Annotated in this window: 22 protein-coding genes; 10 read left to right on the forward strand and 12 right to left on the reverse strand. The window is 61.5% G+C overall.

What is annotated here, in order from left to right:
• Positions 1-2 precede the first annotated feature (2 nt).
• On the forward strand, positions 3-770 hold the full coding sequence (locus GTP23_RS02100; RefSeq protein ID WP_161033648.1) for a lysophospholipid acyltransferase family protein: 768 nt from the start codon (positions 3-5) through the stop codon (positions 768-770).
• Between the two features lie 57 nt (positions 771-827).
• On the opposite strand, the gene GTP23_RS02105 is transcribed toward GTP23_RS02100, so the two are convergent.
• Entirely contained in the window at positions 828-1,685 is an 858-nt protein-coding gene (locus tag GTP23_RS02105; protein WP_161033649.1) for a symmetrical bis(5'-nucleosyl)-tetraphosphatase, read from the reverse strand.
• 141 nt (positions 1,686-1,826) lie between these two features.
• Between GTP23_RS02105 and rfbB the strand changes: the two genes are divergently transcribed.
• From rfbB to waaA, 8 genes are all read left to right on the forward strand, one after another.
• Positions 1,827-2,894 (forward strand): dTDP-glucose 4,6-dehydratase, encoded by a 1,068-nt coding sequence (gene rfbB, locus GTP23_RS02110; RefSeq protein ID WP_161033650.1) that lies wholly within the window; start codon positions 1,827-1,829, stop codon positions 2,892-2,894.
• Positions 2,895-2,896: 2 nt separating this feature from the next.
• Positions 2,897-3,799 (forward strand): glucose-1-phosphate thymidylyltransferase RfbA, encoded by a 903-nt coding sequence (rfbA, locus tag GTP23_RS02115; RefSeq protein ID WP_161033651.1) that lies wholly within the window; start codon positions 2,897-2,899, stop codon positions 3,797-3,799.
• Positions 3,796-4,344, forward strand: a complete 549-nt coding sequence (gene rfbC, locus GTP23_RS02120) for a dTDP-4-dehydrorhamnose 3,5-epimerase (RefSeq protein WP_161033652.1) — start codon at positions 3,796-3,798, stop codon at positions 4,342-4,344. Before rfbA ends, rfbC begins: the two co-directional genes overlap by 4 nt.
• Positions 4,341-5,198, forward strand: a complete 858-nt coding sequence (rfbD, locus tag GTP23_RS02125) for a dTDP-4-dehydrorhamnose reductase (protein WP_161033653.1) — start codon at positions 4,341-4,343, stop codon at positions 5,196-5,198. The genes rfbC and rfbD overlap by 4 nt, the downstream gene beginning before the upstream one ends.
• Before the next feature lie 265 nt (positions 5,199-5,463).
• Positions 5,464-6,558 (forward strand): glycosyltransferase family 4 protein, encoded by a 1,095-nt coding sequence (locus GTP23_RS02130; RefSeq protein ID WP_161033654.1) that lies wholly within the window; start codon positions 5,464-5,466, stop codon positions 6,556-6,558.
• Between the two features lie 46 nt (positions 6,559-6,604).
• Positions 6,605-7,987, forward strand: coding sequence for a phosphomannomutase/phosphoglucomutase (locus GTP23_RS02135; protein WP_161033655.1), 1,383 nt, complete (start codon positions 6,605-6,607; stop codon positions 7,985-7,987).
• A gap of 4 nt (positions 7,988-7,991) precedes the next feature.
• A complete protein-coding gene (gene waaC, locus GTP23_RS02140) occupies positions 7,992-9,005 on the forward strand; it encodes a lipopolysaccharide heptosyltransferase I (RefSeq protein WP_161033656.1) in 1,014 nt (337 codons plus the stop codon).
• 17 nt (positions 9,006-9,022) lie between these two features.
• Positions 9,023-10,366 carry a lipid IV(A) 3-deoxy-D-manno-octulosonic acid transferase gene (gene waaA / locus GTP23_RS02145; RefSeq protein WP_161033657.1) on the forward strand — a complete coding sequence of 448 codons (1,344 nt, stop codon included), beginning with the start codon at positions 9,023-9,025 and terminating at the stop codon, positions 10,364-10,366.
• A 3-nt stretch (positions 10,367-10,369) separates the two neighbouring features.
• Here the strand turns inward: waaA and GTP23_RS02150 are convergent, their stop codons facing one another.
• From GTP23_RS02150 to GTP23_RS02190, 9 genes are all read right to left on the reverse strand, one after another.
• A complete protein-coding gene (locus GTP23_RS02150; RefSeq protein ID WP_161034594.1) occupies positions 10,370-11,308 on the reverse strand; it encodes a M48 family metallopeptidase in 939 nt (312 codons plus the stop codon).
• 17 nt (positions 11,309-11,325) lie between these two features.
• The gene (locus GTP23_RS02155; protein WP_371866742.1) at positions 11,326-12,018 is read right to left on the reverse strand and encodes a lysophospholipid acyltransferase family protein; all 693 of its coding nucleotides are present in this window, start codon (positions 12,016-12,018) and stop codon (positions 11,326-11,328) included.
• A gap of 67 nt (positions 12,019-12,085) precedes the next feature.
• Entirely contained in the window at positions 12,086-12,652 is a 567-nt protein-coding gene (gmhB, locus tag GTP23_RS02160) for a D-glycero-beta-D-manno-heptose 1,7-bisphosphate 7-phosphatase (RefSeq protein ID WP_155432913.1), read from the reverse strand.
• A 15-nt stretch (positions 12,653-12,667) separates the two neighbouring features.
• Complete coding sequence (gene glyS / locus GTP23_RS02165; protein WP_161033658.1) at positions 12,668-14,776, reverse strand: glycine--tRNA ligase subunit beta; 2,109 nt, start codon at positions 14,774-14,776, stop codon at positions 12,668-12,670.
• Between the two features lie 14 nt (positions 14,777-14,790).
• Complete coding sequence (gene glyQ, locus GTP23_RS02170; RefSeq protein WP_161033659.1) at positions 14,791-15,711, reverse strand: glycine--tRNA ligase subunit alpha; 921 nt, start codon at positions 15,709-15,711, stop codon at positions 14,791-14,793.
• Positions 15,712-15,802: 91 nt separating this feature from the next.
• A complete protein-coding gene (gene lnt, locus GTP23_RS02175) occupies positions 15,803-17,371 on the reverse strand; it encodes an apolipoprotein N-acyltransferase (RefSeq protein WP_161033660.1) in 1,569 nt (522 codons plus the stop codon).
• On the reverse strand, positions 17,371-18,255 hold the full coding sequence (locus GTP23_RS02180) for a CorC family transporter (protein ID WP_161033661.1): 885 nt from the start codon (positions 18,253-18,255) through the stop codon (positions 17,371-17,373). Before GTP23_RS02180 ends, lnt begins: the two co-directional genes overlap by 1 nt.
• Positions 18,256-18,348: 93 nt before the next feature.
• A complete protein-coding gene (ybeY, locus tag GTP23_RS02185; RefSeq protein WP_155432918.1) occupies positions 18,349-18,810 on the reverse strand; it encodes an rRNA maturation RNase YbeY in 462 nt (153 codons plus the stop codon).
• Complete coding sequence (locus GTP23_RS02190; RefSeq protein WP_155432919.1) at positions 18,794-19,867, reverse strand: PhoH family protein; 1,074 nt, start codon at positions 19,865-19,867, stop codon at positions 18,794-18,796. Before GTP23_RS02190 ends, ybeY begins: the two co-directional genes overlap by 17 nt.
• Before the next feature lie 370 nt (positions 19,868-20,237).
• On the opposite strand from GTP23_RS02190, the gene GTP23_RS02195 reads away from it, so the two are divergent.
• The gene (locus GTP23_RS02195) at positions 20,238-20,576 is read left to right on the forward strand and encodes a hypothetical protein (RefSeq protein WP_161033662.1); all 339 of its coding nucleotides are present in this window, start codon (positions 20,238-20,240) and stop codon (positions 20,574-20,576) included.
• A 90-nt stretch (positions 20,577-20,666) separates the two neighbouring features.
• On the opposite strand, the gene GTP23_RS02200 is transcribed toward GTP23_RS02195, so the two are convergent.
• Together GTP23_RS02200 and GTP23_RS02205 are read right to left on the reverse strand one after the other, a co-directional pair.
• Complete coding sequence (locus tag GTP23_RS02200) at positions 20,667-21,536, reverse strand: HDOD domain-containing protein (RefSeq protein ID WP_202411892.1); 870 nt, start codon at positions 21,534-21,536, stop codon at positions 20,667-20,669.
• Positions 21,529-21,876 (reverse strand): hypothetical protein, encoded by a 348-nt coding sequence (locus GTP23_RS02205; RefSeq protein WP_161033663.1) that lies wholly within the window; start codon positions 21,874-21,876, stop codon positions 21,529-21,531. Before GTP23_RS02205 ends, GTP23_RS02200 begins: the two co-directional genes overlap by 8 nt.
• Positions 21,877-22,017 lie beyond the last annotated feature (141 nt).

The raw sequence follows: 22,017 nt of genomic DNA on the forward strand, positions 1-22,017 counted from the left end.
GCATGAAACTGCTGACGTTTTTCCGCATCGTGCGGGTGCTGCTGCACGTCCTTAAGGGCATGCTGATCTGCGCCGTGGTGTTTCCGTGGCTGGGCCATGCGGCGCGCAACGCGCATATCCGCCGCTGGTCCACCCATCTGCTGGGCCTGTTCAATGTGACGGTGCGCCAGTCGGCGACTAGCGCGCCGGTGCTCGATACGGCGATGGTGGTGGCCAACCACATTTCGTGGCTGGACATCTTCGTGATCCACAGCCTGCACCCCAGCCATTTTGTCGCCAAGGCCGAGATCCGTTCCTGGCCGCTGGCGGGCTGGCTGGCGCAGAAAGCCGGTACGGTGTTCATTTCGCGCGGTAGCCGGCGCGATCTGCGGCATATCTTCAAAGGGCTGGTGCACAGCCTGCAGAACGGCGAGCGGGTGGCCTTCTTCCCCGAGGGCACCACGGCGGCGCAAGGCACGCTGCTGCCTTTCCACGCCAATCTGTTCGAAGCCGCTATTGACGCCCATGTGCCGGTGCAGCCGTTTGCACTGTCGTATCAGGGCGGCGACGGCGGCCACCATCCGTCGGTGGATTTTATCGGCGAGATGAGTTTCGCCGAGAGCATCATGCTGATACTGGATGGCCCGCCCGTCGTGGCGACGCTGGATATCCTGACCCCGCTGAGCAGCGCGGGGGCGCACCGGCGCGAGCTGGCGCAGGCGGCCGAGCAGGCTGTTGCAGCGGCGCTCGGCGTGCAGGTGCTGAGCGCGCCGGCCGCGACGGCCGACTAGCGCGGACGCGCGGCGAGCCGCCGCGCTGGGACCGGCCTGTCACGCCGTGCCGGCCGTTCAGCTGGCCGCCTGTTTGCCGCTGTGCTGCTGGAATTCCGGGCACTGGGCCTGCAGCAGGCTGCGGTCCTGCAGGCAGACGGCCGAGAGCTGGCCACCCCAGACGCAGCCGCTATCGAGGCCTATCACTTCCGGCCGCATGATCAGCCCCAGGGCCGACCAGTGGCCGAACACCACGGTCTGGCCGGCGCTGCGCCGCTGTGGCACCTCGAACCACGGCATCAGGCCGGAGGCCGGATCGGCCGTGCCGCTATCCTTGATCTTGAAATCCATCACGCCGTCGGCCGTGCAGAAGCGCAGCCGTGTCATGGCGTTGATGATGCAGCGCAGCCGGTCGGCGCCCTGCAGGCTGTCATGCCAGCGGTCGGGCTGGTTGCCATACATATCGGCCAGAAAATTGCCCAGGCCTTCGCTGCGCAGCATCTGCTCCACTTCGGCCGACAGGGCCAGCGCCTGTGCGCCATCCCACTGGGGCAGCAGCCCCGCATGCACCAGCAGATGGCCGTCCGCCTCCAGTGCCAGCGGACGCTGGCGCAGCCAGCCTATCAGTTCGTCGCGGTCAGGCGCGGCCAGTATCTCGTCCAGCGTGTCGGAGGCATGGGCGGGGCGGATGCCGTAGGCCACTGCCAGCAGATGCAGATCATGGTTGCCCAGCACACTGTCGATGCGGCCGTTGCTTTCTTGCGCCAGCTGGCGCACATAGCGCAGGGTGGCGAGGGAGTCCGGGCCGCGGTTGATCAGGTCGCCGGCGAACAGGATGCGCAGCTCGGGCGTGCCGGCATGGGCCTGTATGCGCGCCACCATGTCGCGGGCCTGCTGGTGGCAGCCCTGTAAATCACCGATTACGTAGGTTTTCATGGGGATACTCTTGAGTTGGTGGCAGGGCAAACTGGTTTAATCTGTTATTCGGGTGCAGAGTTTCGATATTTGCCCGTTATGGTGTGGCTTTCACATAGAATAATGCCTACTCCTCTTTTGACTCTTGCTGCGGGATACTAAATGATTTTTGTGACTGGTGGGGCGGGTTTCATAGGCTCGAACTTCGTGCTGGACTGGCTGGCCCAGTCTGATGAGCCGGTGATTAACTACGACAAGCTGACCTATGCCGGCAATCTGAATAATCTGGCATCGCTCAAAAATGACAGCCGGCATATCTTCGTGCGTGGCGATATCTGCGATCAGGCGCAAGTGCTGGCGCTGTTCCGCCAGCATCAGCCGCGCGCTATCGTGCACTTTGCGGCCGAGAGCCATGTGGACCGTTCCATTCTCGGTCCCGGCGAATTCATCCAGACCAATATCAACGGCACGTTCAGCCTGCTGGAAGCGGCGCGCGCCTACTGGTCGGAACTGGCGGAAGCCGAGAAAGCGGCGTTCCGCTTCCTGCACGTTTCCACCGACGAGGTGTACGGCACGCTGGGGCCGGACGATGCACCGTTCAGCGAAACCACGGCGTTTGCACCGAACAGCCCGTACTCGGCGTCGAAAGCGGCCTCCGACCATCTGGTGCGGTCCTATCACCACACCTATGGCCTGCCGACGCTGACCACCAATTGCTCGAATAACTACGGTCCATATCACTTCCCCGAGAAGCTGATCCCGCTGATTATCGCCAATGCGCAGGCCGGCAAGCCGCTGCCTATCTATGGCGACGGCCAGCAGATCCGCGACTGGCTGTATGTGAGCGACCACTGCGCGGCCATCCGCCGCGTGCTGGAAGCGGGCCGTCTGGGCGAGACTTACAACGTGGGCGGCTGGAACGAAATGGCCAACCTCGACGTGGTGCATACCCTGTGCGACATGCTGGACCAGCAGAAGCCCAAAGCCGATGGCAGCAGCTATCGCGCCCAGATCACCTATGTCAAGGACCGTCCCGGCCACGACCGCCGCTACGCCATCGATGCGCGCAAGCTGGAGCGCGAACTGGGCTGGAAACCGGCCGAGACCTTCCAGACCGGCATCGCCAAGACCGTGCAATGGTATCTGACGCATCAGGACTGGGTGACGGATGTGCAGTCTGGCAGTTATGCCAAATGGGTAGAAACCAATTACTTTAATCGCGAAGGCTAGCCATGAGTACGACCACTCCTCGCCGCAAAGGCATTATTCTCGCCGGTGGTTCGGGCACCCGTCTGTATCCGATCACCATGAGCGTGTCCAAGCAGTTGCTGCCGATTTACGATAAGCCCATGATCTACCACCCGCTGACGGTGCTGATGCTGGCCGGGATTACGGAAATTCTGCTGATTTCCACGCCGCAGGATACGCCCCGTTTCCGCGATCTGCTCGGTGACGGCAGCCAGTGGGGCTTGCAGCTCAGCTATGCGGTCCAGCCTTCGCCCGATGGTCTGGCCCAGGCTTTCATTATCGGCCGCGAATTCGTCGGCGATGCACCGTCCGCGCTCATCCTTGGCGACAATATCTACTACGGCAATGACCTCGATGCGCTGCTGCGCCACGCCACCGAGCAGACCGATGGCGCCACCGTGTTTGCCTACCACGTACAGGACCCCGAACGTTATGGCGTGGTGGAGTTCGATGCCGACCATCAGGCCGTGTCCATCGAAGAAAAGCCGCTCAAGCCCAAGTCCAACTATGCCGTGACGGGGCTGTATTTCTACGACAATCAGGTATGCGATATCGCTGCCGGCATCAAGCCGTCGGCGCGGGGCGAACTGGAAATTACCGACGTCAACCGCGTGTATCTGGAAAAACAGCAGCTCAATGTGGAAGTGATGGGGCGCGGCATGGCCTGGCTGGATACCGGCACCCATGAATCGCTGCTGGACGCTTCGCAGTTTATTGCTACCATCGAAAAGCGTCAGGGCCTGAAAGTGGCGTGCCCGGAAGAGATCGCGTATCGCAAGGGCTATATCGACGCAGCCCAGTTGCGCAAGCTGGCCGAGCCGCTGAAAAAGAATAACTATGGCCAGTATCTGCTGCAGATTCTTGAAGATAAGGTTGTACCGCGATGAAAGTGATTACTACGCCGCTGGAAGGCGTACTGCTGCTGGAGCCCAAGGTGTTTGGCGACGAGCGCGGGTTTTTCTTCGAAAGCTATAACGGCCGCCGCTTTGCCGAGCTGACGGGCGTGGAGGCCGCCTTTGTGCAGGATAACCACTCGCGTTCGCTCAAGGGCGTGCTGCGTGGTATGCACTACCAGATCCGTCAGGCCCAGGGAAAACTGGTGCGTGCTAGTTCGGGCAGCGTGTTCGATGTGGTGGTGGATTTGCGCAAGAGTTCCAGCACCTTTGGCCAGTGGTTCGGTACCGAGCTATCGGCCGAGAACAAGCTGCAGATGTGGATCCCGCCCGGCTTTGCCCATGGTTTCATGGTCACCAGCGATGCGGCCGAATTCCTCTACAAGACGACCGATTACTGGGCGCCCGAACACGAACGTTCTATCCTGTGGAACGACCCGGCCATAGGCATACAGTGGCCTGAGCTAGGCATGGCGCCGCTGCTGTCCGGTAAAGATCAGGCTGCAGCGTTGCTGGCCGATGCCGAGGTGTTCGCATGAAAATCCTGCTGACGGGCAGCACGGGGCAGGTAGGCTACGAGCTGGCCCGCAGTCTGCAAGGTGTGGGTGTAGTGGTGGCCGTGGACCGTCAGCAGATGGATCTGGCTGATCTGGATCAGGTACGCCGCGTGATCCGCACCGTGCAGCCGAATATGATCGTCAATCCGGCTGCCTACACGGCCGTGGATAAGGCCGAGAGCGAGCCGGAACTGGCGTTCCGGGTGAATGCCGAAGCACCGGCCCTGATGGCCGAGGAAGCCCGTACCCTGGGGGCATCTCTGGTGCACTACTCGACGGACTATGTGTTCGATGGCACTCAGGCCGGCGCAAGGGTGGAAGATGACGCCACGGGGCCCCTGAACGTGTATGGCGCCAGCAAGCTGGCCGGTGAACAGGCCATCGCTGCGGCGGGGATACCGCACCTGATCTTCCGTACCAGCTGGGTGTATGGAATGCGCGGCAAGAATTTTCTGCTGACCATGTTGCGGCTGGCGCGCGAGCGCGACGAGCTGCGCGTGGTGGCCGACCAGCACGGCGCCCCCACCTGGAGCCGCACCATCGCCGATGTGACGGCGCAAGTGCTGGCGCAAGCTCATGCCGGCGGGCGCGAATGGTGGGTACAGAACCGCGGGGTCTATCATCTGACGGCGCAAGGCCAGACCACATGGTATGACTTCACCCGCGCCATTCTGGCCGAAGCGGGCATAGACTGCCGCGTGGTGCCGATTAGCAGTGCCGAGTATCCGGTGCCGGCCCGGCGCCCCGAATTCTCGGTGCTCTCCAGCGAACGGCTGATGAGCCGTTTCTGCCATTTGCCAGAATGGCAACAGGCGCTGCAGCTATGCATGCGCTAGTCTGCTCACGGTTCCCCTCCAGTTGTATCCTTTGGTAAGCAAGCCTGCCTGATCGGCGGCGGGCTGCTATGATGCCGGCGCCCTGCAACGGACGCCGGCAGGCCGGTGCCGTTGCAAAAGCGCGGCGGCAGGTCTGGTTTAGGACAGACTTGCTGCGTAAATGCCGGTCCGGACGGCTGAATCCGGTACAATCGCGTGTCAGTCTGCAGGCAGCGGGAGGCGCACAAGGCCTGCCGGATGTCGCCAGTCTTTTTACTATAAAAATATGTTTTCCTTCCTCCTGAGCTTTGTTGCTTCGGCACTGCTAACCCTGCTGGTGATCAAAGAAGCGCGCTTGCATGGCCCGGCGCTGGATGCGGATTTCTTGGGAGTGCAAAAAGTCCATGTGCACCATGTGGCACGCATAGGCGGCTTGTCGATCTTTCTCTCGGTCGCCCTGAGTTCCGTGATTTCCCTGTGGCGGGTGCCGGCCATGACTTACTGGCTGCTGGCGCTGCTGGGCTGTTCCTTCTTCGCCTTTGTGGGCGGCATCGTGGAAGACTACACGGGCCGGGTAAGTGCCGGCCGGCGGCTGGTGCTGACCATGATCGCGGCGGCCATGGGCTATTTCCTGCTCGATGCGCGGGTCGACCGGCTGGACTGGCTGTTTTCCTCGTGGATGCTGCCGTATATGTGGCTGACCCTGCCGCTGACCGTGCTGGCCGTGGCCGGCATCGCCAATGCCGTCAACATCATCGACGGCTTCAACGGGCTGGCCAGCGTGGTGGTGATCTGCATGCTGCTTTCGCTCGGCTATGTGGCACTGCAGGTCAACGATATGTTCGTGCTGATTGCGGCCCTGATGGTGGCCGGTGCCACGGCGGGCTTCCTGATCTGGAACTACCCGGTGGGCATGATCTTTCTCGGCGACGGTGGTGCCTATTTCATCGGTTTCATGCTGGGCGAACTGGCCCTGCTGCTGGTGATGCGCAATCCGCAAGTGTCGACCTGGTATGCGGCCCTGCTGCTGATCTATCCGACTTTCGAAACCCTGTTCTCGGTCTACCGCCGCATGTTTGTGCGCGGTAAGTCGCCCGCCATGCCGGACGGTATCCACCTGCACAGCCTGATTTTCCGCCGCATCGTCCAGTGGGCCGTGGGGCGCAAGGAAGCCCGTGCCCTGATCCGGCGTAATTCCATGACTTCGCCCTACCTGTGGCTGTTCTCGTTGATGGCAGTAATACCGGCCACCATATTCTGGCGCCATACGTGGATCTTGATGCTTTCCTGTATATTGTTTATTGTCAGTTATGTATGGATTTACGTCCGCATCGTGCGCTTCAAGGCGCCGCGCTGGATGATCCGGCATAAAAAAACCTGAGCGGCTGACTCTGCCCCTTTCAACTTTTAAATCTGATCGATACATCATGGTTCCTATTTCCCCGTCTATTTTCAAAGCTTATGACATCCGCGGCATCATCGATAAAACCCTGGATGCTGGCGTCGCGCACAAGATAGGCCAGGCCTTTGGCCAGGCCGCGCTGGCCAAGGGCGAACGCACGGTGGTGATCGGCCGCGATGGCCGCCTGTCCGGCCCTGCGCTGGCCGCCGCACTGGCACAGGGCCTGCAGGCCGCTGGCGTGAACGTGATCGATCTGGGCGTGGTGGCCACGCCCATGGTGTACTTCGGTACCAATGTGCTGGGCGCTGCTTCCGGCATCATGGTTACGGGTAGCCACAATCCACCGGACTACAATGGTTTCAAGATGGTGCTGGCTGGTGAAGCTATCCACGGTACCGCCATTACCGCCCTGTACGATGCCATCGTGGCGCATGACGGCAGCAGTGCCGCCACGCCGGGCAGCTACAGCACCCACGATATCCGCGCCCAGTACCTCGAGCGCATCATTGGTGACGTCAAGCTGGCGCGCCCGATCAAGATCGCCGTCGATTGCGGCAATGGCGTGGCCGGTGCGTTTGCGCCGGACCTGTTCCGCGGCATGGGCTGCGAAGTGATCGAGATGTTCTGCGAAGTCGATGGCAACTTCCCTAACCACCACCCTGATCCGGCCCATCCGGAAAACCTGCAGGACCTGATCCGCATGCTGCAGGACACCGATGCGGAACTCGGTATCGCCTTCGATGGCGATGGCGACCGTCTGGGCGTAGTGACCAAGGATGGCCAGATCATCTTCCCTGACCGCCAGATGATGCTGTTCGCGGCCGACGTGCTGACCCGCCATCCGGGCGAGCAGATACTGTACGACGTCAAATGCACGCGCCATCTGGCACCGTGGATCAGCAAGCACGGTGGCGTGCCGCTGATGTACAAGACCGGCCACTCGCTGGTGAAAGCCAAGCTGCGTGAAACGGGCGCTCCGCTGGGCGGCGAAATGAGCGGCCACATCTTCTTCAAGGACCGCTGGTACGGTTTCGACGATGGCCTGTATTCGGGCGCACGTCTGCTGGAAATCCTCACCCGTGTAGCCGATCCCTCGGCCCTGCTGAATTCGCTGCCGCAGTCGGACAGCACGCCGGAACTGCATCTGCACCTGAACGAGGGCGAAAACGTCAAACTGATGGATCAGCTGCGCAGCAATGCCGAATTCCCCGGCAACCAGCAGATCATTACCATCGACGGCCTGCGCGTGGAGTACGAAGACGGCTTCGGTCTGGCCCGTTCGTCCAACACCACGCCGGTGATCGTGATGCGCTTTGAAGCGGAAACCCCGGCTGCGCTGGCACGCATACAGGGCCAGTTCAAGCGCGTGATTCTGGCGGCCAAGCCGGACGCCGAGCTGCCGTTCTGACGCCATGACGCTAGCTACCACCGGCAGCAAGCCGTTAAACATTCTGCTGGTGCGCGTCTCCTCGCTGGGAGACGTGCTGCATAACCTGCCGATGGTGGCCGACATCGCGCGCCACTACCCCGACGCGAATATCGACTGGGTGGTGGAAGAGGGCTTCGTCAGTCTGGTGCGGCTGAACGCGCGGGTGCGCAACATCATCCCGTTTGCACTGCGGCGCTGGCGCAAGAGTCTGGGCAAACCGGAAACCCGCGCCGAAATGAAAGCCTTCTGGCGCACCCTGCGCCAGCAGCAGTACGACTATGTATTCGATACCCAGGGCCTGCTGAAGACGGGCGTGATCATGGGCGCGGCACGCATCGTGCCCGGCGGCCGCAAAGTGGGGCTGGCCAACGGTAGCGAAGGTTCGGGCTACGAAGGCATTTCGCGTATCTTCCATAACATCAGCGTGCCGACCGATCCGCGCACCCATGCCGTAGCACGGGGCCGTATCGTGGCTGGTGCTGCACTGGGCTATGCGGTCGATACGCCGGCCGATTTCGGTCTGCCTGAAGTGTCGCCGAATGAGCCGCGTCCCGACTGGATGCCGGACCAGCCGTACGCCGTGTACTTCCATGGCACGGCGCGCGACGCCAAGAAATGGGCGCCGGAAAACTGGATCGCACTGGGGCGCGAACTGGCGCCTATGCCTATTCTGCTGCCATGGGGCTCACCGAAAGAACTGGCGGAGGCACAGGTGCTGGCCGCCGGCCTGCCGAATGCGCGCGTGCTGCCCAAACTGTCCATGGCCGATGCCATGCTGCTGGCGCGCCACGCTGGGCTGGTGATCGGCGTCGATACGGGCCTGACCCATATTGCAGCGGCCTTCGTGCGGCCGACGGTGGAAATCTATGCCGACTCGCCACGCTGGAAGACGGAAGGCAACTGGTCGCCGCGCATCCTTAATCTGGGTGATCAGGGCACGCCGCCCTCGGTGGCCGAAGTACTGGCCGCAGCCCGCAGCCTGCTGGCGCAAGGCTAAGGACTGCTGGCACGACTATGCGATTGATCTACTCCTTACTCTGGTGGCTGGCCTTGCCGCTGGTGCTGACCCGTCTATGGCTGCGTGGCCGCAAAGAACCCGGCTACCGCCAGCATTGGGGCGAGCGGCTGGGTTTCTATGGTGCGCCCATGGCCGGCGCTGGCCAGGTGCTGTGGGTGCACGCCGTCTCCGTGGGCGAAACCCGCGCGGCCGAGCCGCTGGTGGATGCTTTGCTGGAGGCCTATCCGGACAGCCGCATCATCCTGACCCACATGACGCCGACGGGCCGCGCTACCGGCAAAGCTTTGTTTGCCCGCCATGGCGTGCGTCTGCAGCAGGCATATCTGCCGTATGACACGGCCAGCATGGTGGGGCGCTTTATCCGCCATTTCCGTCCTGCCATCTGCATCCTGATGGAGACGGAAGTGTGGCCGAATCTGATCGCCGTCTGCGGCACGCGCAGTGTGCCGGTGGTGCTGGCCAATGCCCGCCTGTCCGAACGGTCGCTGCGCAAATCGCGCCGCCTCGGTTCGCTGCTGCTCGACGCGGCGCGCGGCATTACGCTGGTAGCAGCACAGACGCAAGCTGATGCCGAACGGGTACGCTCGCTGGGTGTAGCGCGGGTGGAAGTCACGGGCAGCATCAAGTTCGATGTGGTGGTAGCACCTGCTGCGCTGGAGATAGGCGCGCGCCTGCGTGCTGCCATCGGATCTCGTCCCGTACTGCTGTGCGCCAGCACGCGCGAAGGTGAAGAGGAGCTGATACTGGCTGCTTTCGAACAGGCGCGGGCCAGTCTGCCGCAGGATGTGCTGCTGCTGATCGTGCCGCGCCACCCGCAGCGCTTTGCCGATGTGGAAGCGATGATCGCGGCCCGTGGTCTGCGCGTGCAACGGCGCAGCACGCTGGCACTGGAGCCGGCTGGCGCTGCGCAGCAGGGCGCTGATGCTGCCAACGACGCTATGCTGCCAAGCGATACCGATGTGCTGCTGGGTGACTCGATGGGCGAAATGTTTGCCTACTACGCTGCGTGCGACTGCGCGTTTGTGGGCGGCAGTCTGCTACCGCTGGGCGGGCAGAATCTGATCGAACCGGCCGCACTGGGCAAACCCGTGCTGATCGGCCCGCATACCTTCAACTTTGCACTGGTGACGGAAGATGCGCTGGCCGCCGGTGGCGCGCTGCGCGTGGCCGATGCCGCGGAGCTGATGCAGACTGCAGCACGGCTGCTCAACGATGCTGCCGTCCGCGACAGCATGGGCCAGCAGGCGCTCGCCTTCGCCAACCAGCACCGTGGCGCCACCGCCCGTACGCTGGCTTTGCTGCCTGCCCTGATCGCGCCGGAGCAGCAGTCTAGCCGCTAAATTTCACGGAAACAGTACCGGCAGCTCCTGCGCGCGCTTGCGCAGCAGGTTGCGGGCTTCTTCGTATTCGGGATAGATCAGGCCTACCGTGTTCCAGAAGCGGGCGCTGTGGTTCATTTCGAGGATGTGCGCCAGTTCGTGCGCGATCACGTAGTCGATCAGCGGCAGCGAGAAGTGGATCAGCTTCCAGTTCAGGCGGATTTTGCGCTCGGCCGTACATGAGCCCCAGCGCGTGCCGGCCGACGACAGGCCGAAGGCGCTGTAGCGCACGCCCAGCCGCTCCGCATACAGGTCGAGCCGCTGCACGAAGAGCTGCTTGGCTTCCTGCTGATACCACGCTTTGACGCGTTCCTTGAGCATTTCTTCCGTCGCACCGGGCACGAGGATGATGCTCAGGGTGCGCGTCTCGGCATCATAGCTGCTGCGGTTGCGGCCACCGACCAGCAGGCGCAGGCTGATGTCGCTGCCCAGATAGGGCAGCTTGGCGCCATCGATCCATTCCACCGGCGGTTTTTCCAGCCGCGCCGCGCGGCGTTCGCGCCGCTCTTTCAGTTTGCTGAGTATCCAGTGCTGTTTGGCGTGGATGGCATTGTCGATTTCGGCGATGCTGATGCGCTTGGGCGCGGTGATGCGCAGCCCTTCATCATCGATCATGAAGCCTATCGAACGGCGGGTAGAGCGGCGTAGCGAATATTCGAGTACGAAGTCGCCCACCAGCAGCTGGCGCTTGGGCGGCTGCTCGGCTGTGGGCGGCGTGGTGGCACGCGGCTTTAAGGGAACGGCGGTTTGTGGTGGTGCGACGTAGGGAGAAACGGGAGGTGGCTGGCGCGGCGTGGCACCGGATGGCGTAGTCCATACCGGTTCGGTATAGACGGGCCGCGCAGGCGCTGCTTCGCGGCCGAACAGATCTAGCTGGCTGGTGTCCGGCTTGGCCGGCTGCACCAGCGTGACCAGATCGTCTAGCCAGCGTTGTAGACGTGGGGCGAAATGACGCGCATTTCTGATTCTATCCAATTTTCCACCTGTTGCATCATCGCTTCCGGAGTCTGGCCTTCCGGTGAAATCGGTTTGCCTATCGATACTGTAACAAGACCGGGGCGCTTGATGAAAGAATTTTTTGGCCAGCATTCGCCGGAATTATGCGCAATCGGTACGACCACGGCGCCCGTTTCGATGGCGAGGCGGGTGCCGCCGCTTTTGTATTTGCCGGCCTGACCGACAGGGATGCGCGTCCCTTCCGGGAACATGATAATCCACTGGCCGTCGGCAAGGCGGCGCTTGCCGTGACGGACCACGTGCTGGAAGGCGTTTTTACCTTGCGAGCGGTCGATGGGAATCATGCGCAGCAGCGCCATGGCCCAGCCGAAGAAGGGAATGTAGAGGATCTCTTTTTTGAAGACGAACACCAGCGGGCGTGGCAGGTTAGGCAGCAGGAAGATGGTTTCCCATGCCGACTGGTGCTTGGCCAGCACTACCGCTGGGGCATCAGGGAAGTTCTCCGCGCCTTTGATTTCGTAGCGGATGCCGCAGATGACTTTCAGGCACCAGATCATGAACACGTTCCAGCGCGCGGTGACGTAGAAGCGCTGGTTGTATGGCAGCGGCGCGACGAGGAAGCACACGCAGGCCCAGACGATGGTGGAGATCACCATGATGATGGTGAAAATCAGGGAACGTAAAAACAGTACGGGATGACCCAATGCAGACTCCAAAAACGGTTTAGCTGGCCGAGGACGAGGCGGCGGCCGCGTTACTCTTGAGCAGATGATTGACCATGGCAGCGAGGTCGGGGAAGACCATGGTGCCGGGCGGCAGACCGCCGGTAGCCTGAGTCTTTTCGCCTTTGCCGGTCAATACCAGATAGGGGATGCAGCCGCTGACAAAGCCGGCCTGCAGATCGCGCAGCGAATCGCCCACGGTGGGCACGCCTTTCAGGCTGATTTTGTAGCGCTGCGAGATTTCCGTGAACATGCCCGGCTTCGGTTTGCGGCAATCGCAGTTGTCGGCGCCGGCGTGCGGGCAGAAGAAGATGGCATCGATGCTGGCGCCTACCTGCTGGGCCAGATTGTGCAGCTTCTGGTGGATGGCGTTGAGGGTGGCCATGTCGAACAGTTCGCGCGCAATGCCGGACTGGTTGGAGGCCACCACCACTTTGTAGCCCGCCTGATTCAGACGGGCGATCGCTTCCAGCGAGCCGGGTACAGGGATCCACTCGGCCGGCGATTTGATGAAGTCCGGCGAGTCGTGGTTGATAACGCCGTCGCGATCGAGAATGATCAGTTTCATAGACGGCGTTCCCATTTAGGCCGCCAGCTTGGAAATGTCGGCCACGCGGTTCAGCATGCCGTGCAGCGACGACAGCAGCGCCAGACGGTTGTTACGCAGCGCCACATCCTCGGCCATTACCATCACGTCGTTGAAGAAGGCGTCTACGTCGTCACGCAGCTGGGCCAGGGTTTTCAGCGTGCCGGTGAAATCGCCCTTGGCGAAAGCCGCATCGACTTCCGGCAGCACGCGCACCACGGCGGCGTGCAGGTTTTTCTCGGCCACGTCCTGCAGCAGCGCGCTGTTCACGCCTGCGCCACCGGTGGCAGCCAGCGCTTCTTCGTTCTTCTTCAGGATGTTGGTGATACGCTTGTTGGCAGCAGCCAGCGAGGCCGATTCCGGCAGGGCAGCGAAAGCCTGTACCGCTTCCAGACGCTGCACGATGTCGTCCAGACGGTCCGGATTCTGTGCCACCACGGCTTCGATTTCGTTAGGCGAGAAGCCACGTTCGCGCAGGATGCCGCGCAGACGGTCGATCATGAACACGGTGACTTCGGCCGACGGGTCTTTGAAACCGGCCACATCGCCGAACAGGGCAGCGGCTTGCGCCAGCAGGGTGCTGATGGCCAGCGGCAGACGTTTTTCGATCAGCATGCGCAGCACGCCCAGTGCATGACGGCGCAATGCGAACGGGTCTTTGTCGCCGGTCGGTGCCAGACCGATGGCCCAGATGCCGACCAGGGTTTCCAGCTTGTCGGCCAGTGCCACGGCGGTGCCGGTCACGGTCGAAGGCAGGGCGTCGCCAGCGAAGCGCGGCTGGTAGTGTTCGGAAGCAGCCAGTGCCACATCTTCGTGCTCACCGTCGTTGCGGGCGTAGTAGGTGCCCATGATGCCTTGCAGCTCAGGGAATTCACCGACCATTTCCGTGACCAGATCGGCCTTGGACAGTTTGGCTGCGCGGGTCGCCAGTGCAGCGTCGCCGCCGATGGCGCCGGCGATGAAGGCAGCCAGCTTGGCCACGCGTTCGCCGCGGGCAGCCTGGGTACCCAGCTTGTTGTGGTAGACGATTTTTTCCAGCAGCGGCAGACGCGATTCCAGCGTCTTCTTGCGATCCTGCTCGAAGAAGAACTTGGCGTCGGACAGGCGCGGACGCACCACGCGCTCGTTACCGTCAATGATTGCGGCTGGCGTATCAGTTGCGATGTTGGAAACGATCAGGAAGCGCGAGCGCAGTTTGCCCTTGCTGTCGGTCAGAGCGAAGTATTTCTGGTTGGTCTGCATGGTCAGGATCAGGCATTCCTGCGGCACAGCCAGATATTCTTCTTCGAATTTGCATTCATAGACCACTGGCCATTCGACCAGCGCAGCCACTTCGTCCAGCAGGGCTTCCGGCATCAGCACCGTGTCGGCACCGGCTTTGGCCAGCAGTTCGGCGCGGATTTTCTCCTTGCGCTGCTCGACGCTGGCCAGCACTTTACCGGCGCTTTCCAGCGTGGCGGCGTAACTGTCGGCATCGGCGATGGTGACCATGCGCTGACCCGGCGCGGTCAGGAAGCGGTGGCCTTCGCTGACGTTGGAGGCGGTCAGACCCAGCAGGGTGAGCGGAATCACGCTAGTGCCATGCAGCGCGATCAGGCTGTGCGCCGGACGCACGAACTGCACGGTGCTGCCGTCAGGACGCTGGTAGCTCATCACTTTCGGAATCGGCAGCTTGGCCACGGATTCTTCCAGCGCAGCCTGCAGGCCGCTTTGCAGCGCGCTACCGGCTGCCGTGTAGGTGTAGAAGAAGCTTTCGGCCTTGCCGTCCTGCGCGCGTTCCAGATCGGCCACTTGCAGGTCAGGGAAGCCCAGTGCTGCCAGTTTCTTGGCCAGCGGAGCGGTCGGGTTGCCATTGGCATCGAGTGCCACGGCGACCGGCAGCACTTTTTCGCGGATGGATTTATCGGGCGAAGTGGCGCGCACTTTGGTGATGGACACGGCCAGACGGCGTGGCGAGGCGAACGGGGTGGCAACGCTGTCGGCTTCGAGGAAGTCGCGCGATTTCAGGCCGTTGACGATGCCGGCGGCGAACGCTGCGCCCAGTTTGGCCAGCGCCTTCGGTGGCAGTTCTTCGGTCAGCAGTTCGATGAGCAGAGTTTGAGTCATAAGATTTATACGGTTTATTCAGCGGCGGCAGCGGTAGCCTGGGCAGGCAGCATAGGGAAGCCCAGACGTTCGCGCGAATCGTAGTAAGCCTGTGCAACCAGACGCGACAGGGCGCGCACACGGCCGATGTAGGCAGCGCGTTCCGTCACGGAGATGGCGCCACGGGCGTCCAGCAGGTTGAAGCTGTGCGAGGCTTTCATGATCTGCTCGTAGGCTGGCAGAGTCAGCTGGGCTTCGATCAGGCGCTTGGCTTCCGATTCGTGATTGTTGAACTGGGTGAACAGCAGTTCCGTGTTCGAGTGCTCGAAGTTGTAGGCCGATTGCTCCACTTCATTCTGGTGGAACACGTCGCCGTACTTGAGCACTTTGGTCTCGCCGTTTTCTTCCCAGGTGGTCCAGATCAGGTCGTACATATTTTCTACGCCCTGCAGATACATGGCCAGACGCTCGACACCGTAGGTGATTTCGCCCAGCACGGGCTTGCAGTCCAGACCGCCCACTTGCTGGAAGTAGGTGAACTGGGTCACTTCCATGCCGTTCAGCCAGACTTCCCAGCCCAGACCCCAGGCGCCCAAAGTTGGCGATTCCCAGTCGTCTTCGACGAAACGCACATCGTTCTGTTTCAGATCCAGACCCAGCGCTTCCAGCGAACCCAGATACAGGTCAAGGATGTTTTCCGGTGCCGGTTTCATGACGACCTGATACTGGTAGTAGTGCTGGCCACGGTTAGGATTTTCGCCATAGCGGCCATCTTTCGGACGGCGCGAAGGCTGCACATAGGCAGCGCGCCAGGGTTCCGGGCCGATTGCGCGCAGGAAGGTGCCGGTGTGGAAGGTACCCGCACCCACTTCCATATCGTAGGGCTGGAGCAGGGCGCAGCCTTGCTTGTCCCAGTAGGTTTGCAAGGTCAGGATAATTTGTTGAAATGTCAGCATCTTGTGTCGTCAAAGGCGCGGCCTGTGGGCGCGCGGTGTGAGGTTCGCTAAAAAAACAATTTTAGCGGGTTTTACTAGGAGCCTGTAGAGATTAAGCGGCTTTTGGCCCCTTTTTTGTGCGCTGCGACCAAAACCATGCCGCTGCCAGCGACACGGCGGTGAGCAGCAGCAACAGGCGGTTGCCCCAGAGAATGTACGGGGTGTTGCCCTGCATGCCTTGCACGCGGGCGGCCAGCGTGCCGCTCTGGTTGACCGGCAATTGATGCAGTACCTGTCCACGGCCATCGATGATGGCGGTGGCGCCGGTATTGGTGGCGCGCAGCATGGGGCGGCCTGTTTCCAGCGTACGCATCTGCGAAATCTGCAAATGCTGGGGGATGGCGATGGTGTCGCCAAACCACGCGAGATTGGAGACATTCAGCAGCATGGTAGCCGGCTGCTGGCCTGCGGCCGGCTGGTGCAGCTGGGCCGCGATTTCCTCACCGAACAGGTCTTCGTAGCAGATGTTGGGCAGCACGCGCTGGTCACGTACGGTAAAGGCGGGCTGGATGTCAGCGCCGCTGGTCTGGTCACCGAGCGGTATGGCCATCAGATCGACGAACCAGCGGAAACCGAGCGGGATGAATTCGCCGAACGGCACCAGATGGTGCTTGTCGTAGCGGTAATAGCTGGCGCCCGGCTGGCCGGTTAGGCCCAGCACGCTGTTGAAGTAGGCGGTCTGGCTATCGGCCACGGGGATGCCGAGGATGAGCTGGCTGCCTGTGCTCTTGAGGAATTCGGAGATGGTCGGCAAGTAGTCGGTCGGCAACTGGTGCGGCAGCATGACGATGGCCGTTTCCGGTGTGGCGATCAGATCGGCTGGCGCTTCCATGATGGCGCGCTGGTACTGGGTGATGGCGGCGGCCACATGGGCGCCATTAAATTTCTCATCCTGCGGCACATTGCCTTGCAGCAGGCGCACGCTGATGGGCTGGCCTTGTGGCATGGTCCATTGCACCAGGCTCAGGGTGGCGCCTCCGGCCAGCGCAGCCACGGCCGTGCCGGCAGCGATCCAGCGCGTGCGGTGGAAAGTCAGTAACAGGGCGCCGGCCAGCGTAGCGGCCAGCCAGCCCAGACCGTACATGCCGATAATCGGCGCGAAACCGGCCAGCGGGCTGTGGTTGTGCGCATAGCCGGCCGATAGCCACGGGAAGCCCGTGAACAGCCAGCCGCGCAGCCATTCGGCCAAGGTCCAGCAGGCTGGCAATACCAGCAGATTGGCAGCGGCCAGCGGCAGCGCCCAGCGCTGGCGCAGCCAGGCTGCGCCGCCCATGGCTAGCGCCACGTACAGGCCCATGCCTGCAGCCAGCAGCAATACGGCCAGCGCCGCCAGTGGTGCGGCCATGCCGCCATAGGTATGCAGGGAAACGTAGAGCCAGTGGGTGCCAGCAGCGGTCCAGCCCAGGCCGAAAGCCCAGCCGATCAGGGCAGCGCTTTTTATGCTATCGCTGCGCAGCACCTGATAGAACAGTGTAGCCAGACCCATGATCTGCAGCGGCCACCAGCCGAACGGGGCAAAGGCGAACACGCACAGGGCGCCGGCGACGGCCGTGATGGTCATGCGGCCGCGGGTGGAACGCTGCGGCCGAGGCTGGTTCGGGTCGGTACGGCGAAAACGCATCAGGCGTCGTCGTCCGCCGTGCTGGCAGGCGGCAGTTTTTCTACCAGCAGCACGTGGATCTGCCTTGCATCCGCGCGCAATACTTCGAAACGCATGCCTTCGTAGTCGAACACGTCGCCTTTGTGCGGCATACGGCCCAGATGTTTGGCCACCAGACCGCCTATGGTATCGACTTCGTCATCGGGTAGGGCGGTGTCGAGCTCTTCGTTGAACTGGGTGATCTCGGTCAGGGCCTTGATGCGCCAGCGCGGACCATGGGCACCTTCCTTGATCGACAGGATGTTGTCTTCTTCTTCGTCGAAATCGTATTCATCTTCGATATCGCCGACGATCTGTTCCAGCACGTCCTCGATCGTGATCAGGCCGGCAACGCCGCTGTATTCATCGACCACGATGGCCATGTGGTTGTGGTTGGCGCGGAAATCGCGCAGCAGCACGTTCAGGCGTTTGGATTCGGGTATGAAGATGGCGGGACGCAGCATGTCGCGCACGTCGAACGATTCTTCGGCGTAGTAGCGCAGCAGGTCTTTGGCCAGCAGGATGCCGATCACCTTGTCGCGTTCGCCTTCGATGGCGGGGAAACGCGAGTGCGCCGTCTGCAGCACGGTGGGCAGCCATTCTTCTATCGGTTTGGCGATATCGATCACGTCCATCTGGGAACGGGGAATCATGATATCGCGGGCAGACAGATCGGAAACCTGGAACACCCCCTCGATCATCGACAGGGCGTCGGCATCGATCAGGTTGCGTTCATGGGCGTCGTGCAGAACTTCCAGCAGTTCGGCGCGGTTCTCTGGTTCGGGGGAAATCAGTGCGGTCAGGCGTTCAAACAGTGACCGGTGGGGTTTAGCGTCAGTCTTGACGCTACTAGAGTGCTCTTGCATAGGAGGCGTGAGCCGTTGTTTCGATGGCCTATAGGATACACCAAATGGGAGTGGCTAGCCGATTTTGTCAGTTTGACCACTCCAATCGGGCGCTCAGGCGTAGGGATCGGCGTAGCCGAGGGCGGCCAGCAGTTCGGTTTCTATGCCTTCCATTTCGGCCGCTTCCTCGTCTTCGAGGTGGTCATAGCCTTGCGCGTGCAGCACGCCGTGGATGATCAGGTGGGCGGCGTGTTCTTCCACACTCTTCTTCTGTTCGGCCGCTTCCTTTTCCAGCACGTCGGTGCACAGGATGATGTCGGCGCGGGTCGGTTCGTCTTCGGCAAACTCTTCGCCTTCATTGTAGGCAAAGGTCAGCACATTGGTGGCGTAGTCTTTTTCGCGGTATTCGCGGTTCAGGGCGCGGCCTTCTTCCGCGTCAACGAAGCGGATGGTCAGCTCGGCCGGTGCGAACAGGGCAGCCTGTACCCAGCGACGGATTTTCGGACGGGGCAGGGCGTCCTGCAAACGGGTATCGGCGTACTGGACGGACAGGGAGAGTTTATTTTTTGCGGACATTTTTGATCGCAGTCGCTTTGATTAAGGGGGCGATTTCCGCCTCATGGGTTTGCGCCGTTTCGTAGGCGTCGACGATGCGTGCCACCAGCGGGTGGCGCACCACATCTTCACTGCCGAAGTGGCTGAAGGCAATGCCGCGTACGTCTTTGAGTACCTGCATGGCATCGATCAGGCCGCTCTTCTGGCTCTTGTGCAAGTCCACCTGCGTCACATCGCCCGTGACCACGGCCTTGCTGCCAAAACCTATGCGGGTGAGGAACATCTTCATCTGTTCCACCGTGGTGTTCTGGGCTTCGTCGAGGATCACGAAAGCATGGTTGAGCGTGCGCCCGCGCATATAGGCCAGCGGCGCGATTTCGATCACTTGTTTCTCGAACATTTTCTGCGTGCGGTCGAAGCCCAGCAGGTCGTACAGTGCATCGTACAGAGGACGCAGATAGGGATCGACTTTTTGACTCAGATCACCGGGCAGGAAGCCCAGCCGTTCGCCCGCTTCCACCGCCGGGCGGGTCAGGATAATGCGTTTGATGGCATCGCGCTCGAGCGCATCGACGGCGCAGGCCACGGCCAGATAGGTTTTGCCGGTGCCGGCCGGCCCCACGCCGAAGCTGATGTCGTGTTCGAGGATGTTGCGCAGATAGCGGATCTGGTGCGGGGTACGGCCGCGCAGATCGCTGCGGCGAGTCTTCAGGACCGGGCTATCGATGCTCGGTTCCACAAACGGCGCCGCCACCACCTGGGCCACGGCGGCTGCATCGCCGCTGGCAACGGCCGCCACCTGCTGGCTGGTGCGCTGCTCGACCAGTGCCAGCTGCACTTCTTCGATAGGAATGACTTTTTGCGCTACGGCATAGAACTGTTCGAGGATCTGCACCGCGCGTTCGGCATTGTGGCCGCTGACGATGAATTTCTCGCCGCGGCGGAAGATGGTGACGTCGAGTGCGGCCGAAATCTGGCGCAGGTTTTCGTCGAGCGGGCCGCACAGGTGCGCGAGCCGGGTGTTATCCATGGGCTCGGGCACAAAGTAGTGGGGCTGAACAGGTGTTTTGGTTTTCAAGGTCGTGCTTTTCAGTAAGGCCGCCTGACGCGGCGCAGGCGCTAGTTTACCGTACTTTGTCCCGCCCCCGCCTATGTAAAGACAGCCATGCCTGATGTAACAGTTTCCTACAAGTTCTTGCGTGCGCCACCTCCCAGCCCCATGTGCTGAAATAACCATGTTGCCAAGCTTTCTAGCTCGCGCTTGATACGGCTTAAGTTCCGCTCAGTGGGCGATGCAGGAATGCACGGTAATGCGCATAGAATTAAATTGCGCATATGGCAACTTGGCGCGGTCGGACTAGGTAAGAAATTGCAGCGCAGTTTGTATCTAAGTTGCATTTAAGTTCAGGCTTGCACACTCCATCCACCTAACCAATGAAGGAAACATCATGGCACATCATGCACTTGCTTCGCAGGAAAGCTATAACCCGAATCACTTGCTCGATATCTTGCTGGGCAAGATGCAACTGAAAAACGATGCGGCGCTGTCGCGTCTGCTGGAAGTTGCGCCGCCCGTCATCAGCAAGATCCGTCACCACCGTTTGCCGGTCGGCGCTTCGCTGCTGATCCGCATGCATGAAGTGACGGGCATGAGCATCCGCGATCTGCGCGACCTGATGGGCGACCGCCGCACCAAATACCGTCTGTCCGATGCGCAGGGCCGACCGAAGCCGGAAGAGCGTCAGGGACAGGATAAGGTCGAGGCCGGAAATTATGCGCGGCATTGATGCGCGCCCATTGCTGTAGTGCAGAGTGCTGCGCTGGACGGCACACCGTACCAGCGCAGCCACAGCGGAGGTTCTACCGGTTGAACTGAATTAACCGAGCAGCACCATGGAAATCTCTTCGTACTGCAGTTCCGTTTCGCGGAACAGATGCAGATAGGCTTCTTCGTTCAGTCCCAGCGCATTCCAGGCCACGCTGGAAATAGGAGGGACCAGATCATCTTCATCTTCCACCAGATCGAGCGCATGCACGACGGCATTGGCGATATGGATGATGGCGGCAAGGAAACCGGCACCGGGCGTTTCCGGATCATGGTGGCCCGCGATGGCGAGGCGCATGGTATCGGAGAAGTTCCAGTGTTCGGCCAGCGCCAGACCGGCATCCACATGGTCCACACCTAGCACGCTGCGCTCCGCTTCGAGCATATAGCAGTCGTGGGCTTTGCGATAAGCCAGCGCCTGGCCGTACTGCTGGGGGAAACAGGATACCAGCACCAGCCGGCCTATGTCGTGTAACAAGCCCGCCGTGAAAGCATAATCCTGATTGAAACGCATCTGCCGCGCCAGCACTTTGGCGCAGGCGGCAGTAGCGATCGAGTGGCGCCAGAAGGCCTGATGGTGGAAGCCGGGGCAATGGCTTTCGGCAAAACAGCCTGTCAGCGCGGCGGCCGTGATCAGGTTGCGTGTGGTCTGGAAGCCGAGGAAGGTAATTGCCTGCTGGATGGTAGTGACTTTGACCTGCAGACCATACAGCGAAGAATTGGCCAGTCGCAAGGTCTTGGCCGTCAGCGCCTGATCGTGCGAGACTTTTTTGGCCAGCACGGCGATATCGACATCTTCCTGATCTATGCTGTTGAGCAATTCCATCACCACGGCCGGCAGCGAAGGCAGATCGTCCAGCGTGCGGACCACGTCTTCGTAGCTGACGACGCTGCTCACGATGTTATTGATCGGATTACTCATTTTCAGGCGCCTCCTCTGCACCATGCCGGTAGTCACTGATGAAACGGCGCAATTGCGCGGTGGCCCAGTGGGTATCGATGTCGGCGTCGTTTTTACGGAACAGCCGCGCTAGCCGGGCTTCATGATGGTGCACCGTGGCTTCGATGGCCTCGGCCGTATATTCGGCCTGCTGTATGGGCAGCACGCTGATGCCATGACGCGGCATCAGGGTCAGCATGGCTTCGGTCAGCACCGTGCCTTGCGGCAGCAGTACTTGTCCTTGCATATCTAGCAACTCATCGGACAAAACCATGCCGGGCCGGACGTCCGTCAGTGCCATCTGGTGAAAATTTCCGCTCATGGGGTGCTCCTTGGGTGTGCTGCAAGATTGCCGTATTGCCACATTGCCTGATCTTGCGCCGGGGTGCAAGTAAAGTCTGTCATAGGGCACACTGGCGCAGGTCGAACTTGCCAAGACGCATGTCATACCGTACATTGGGGC

The organism is Duganella fentianensis (assembly GCF_009857835.1).
In the GTDB taxonomy this organism is placed as follows: Bacteria; Pseudomonadota; Gammaproteobacteria; order Burkholderiales; family Burkholderiaceae_D; genus Rugamonas; species Rugamonas fentianensis.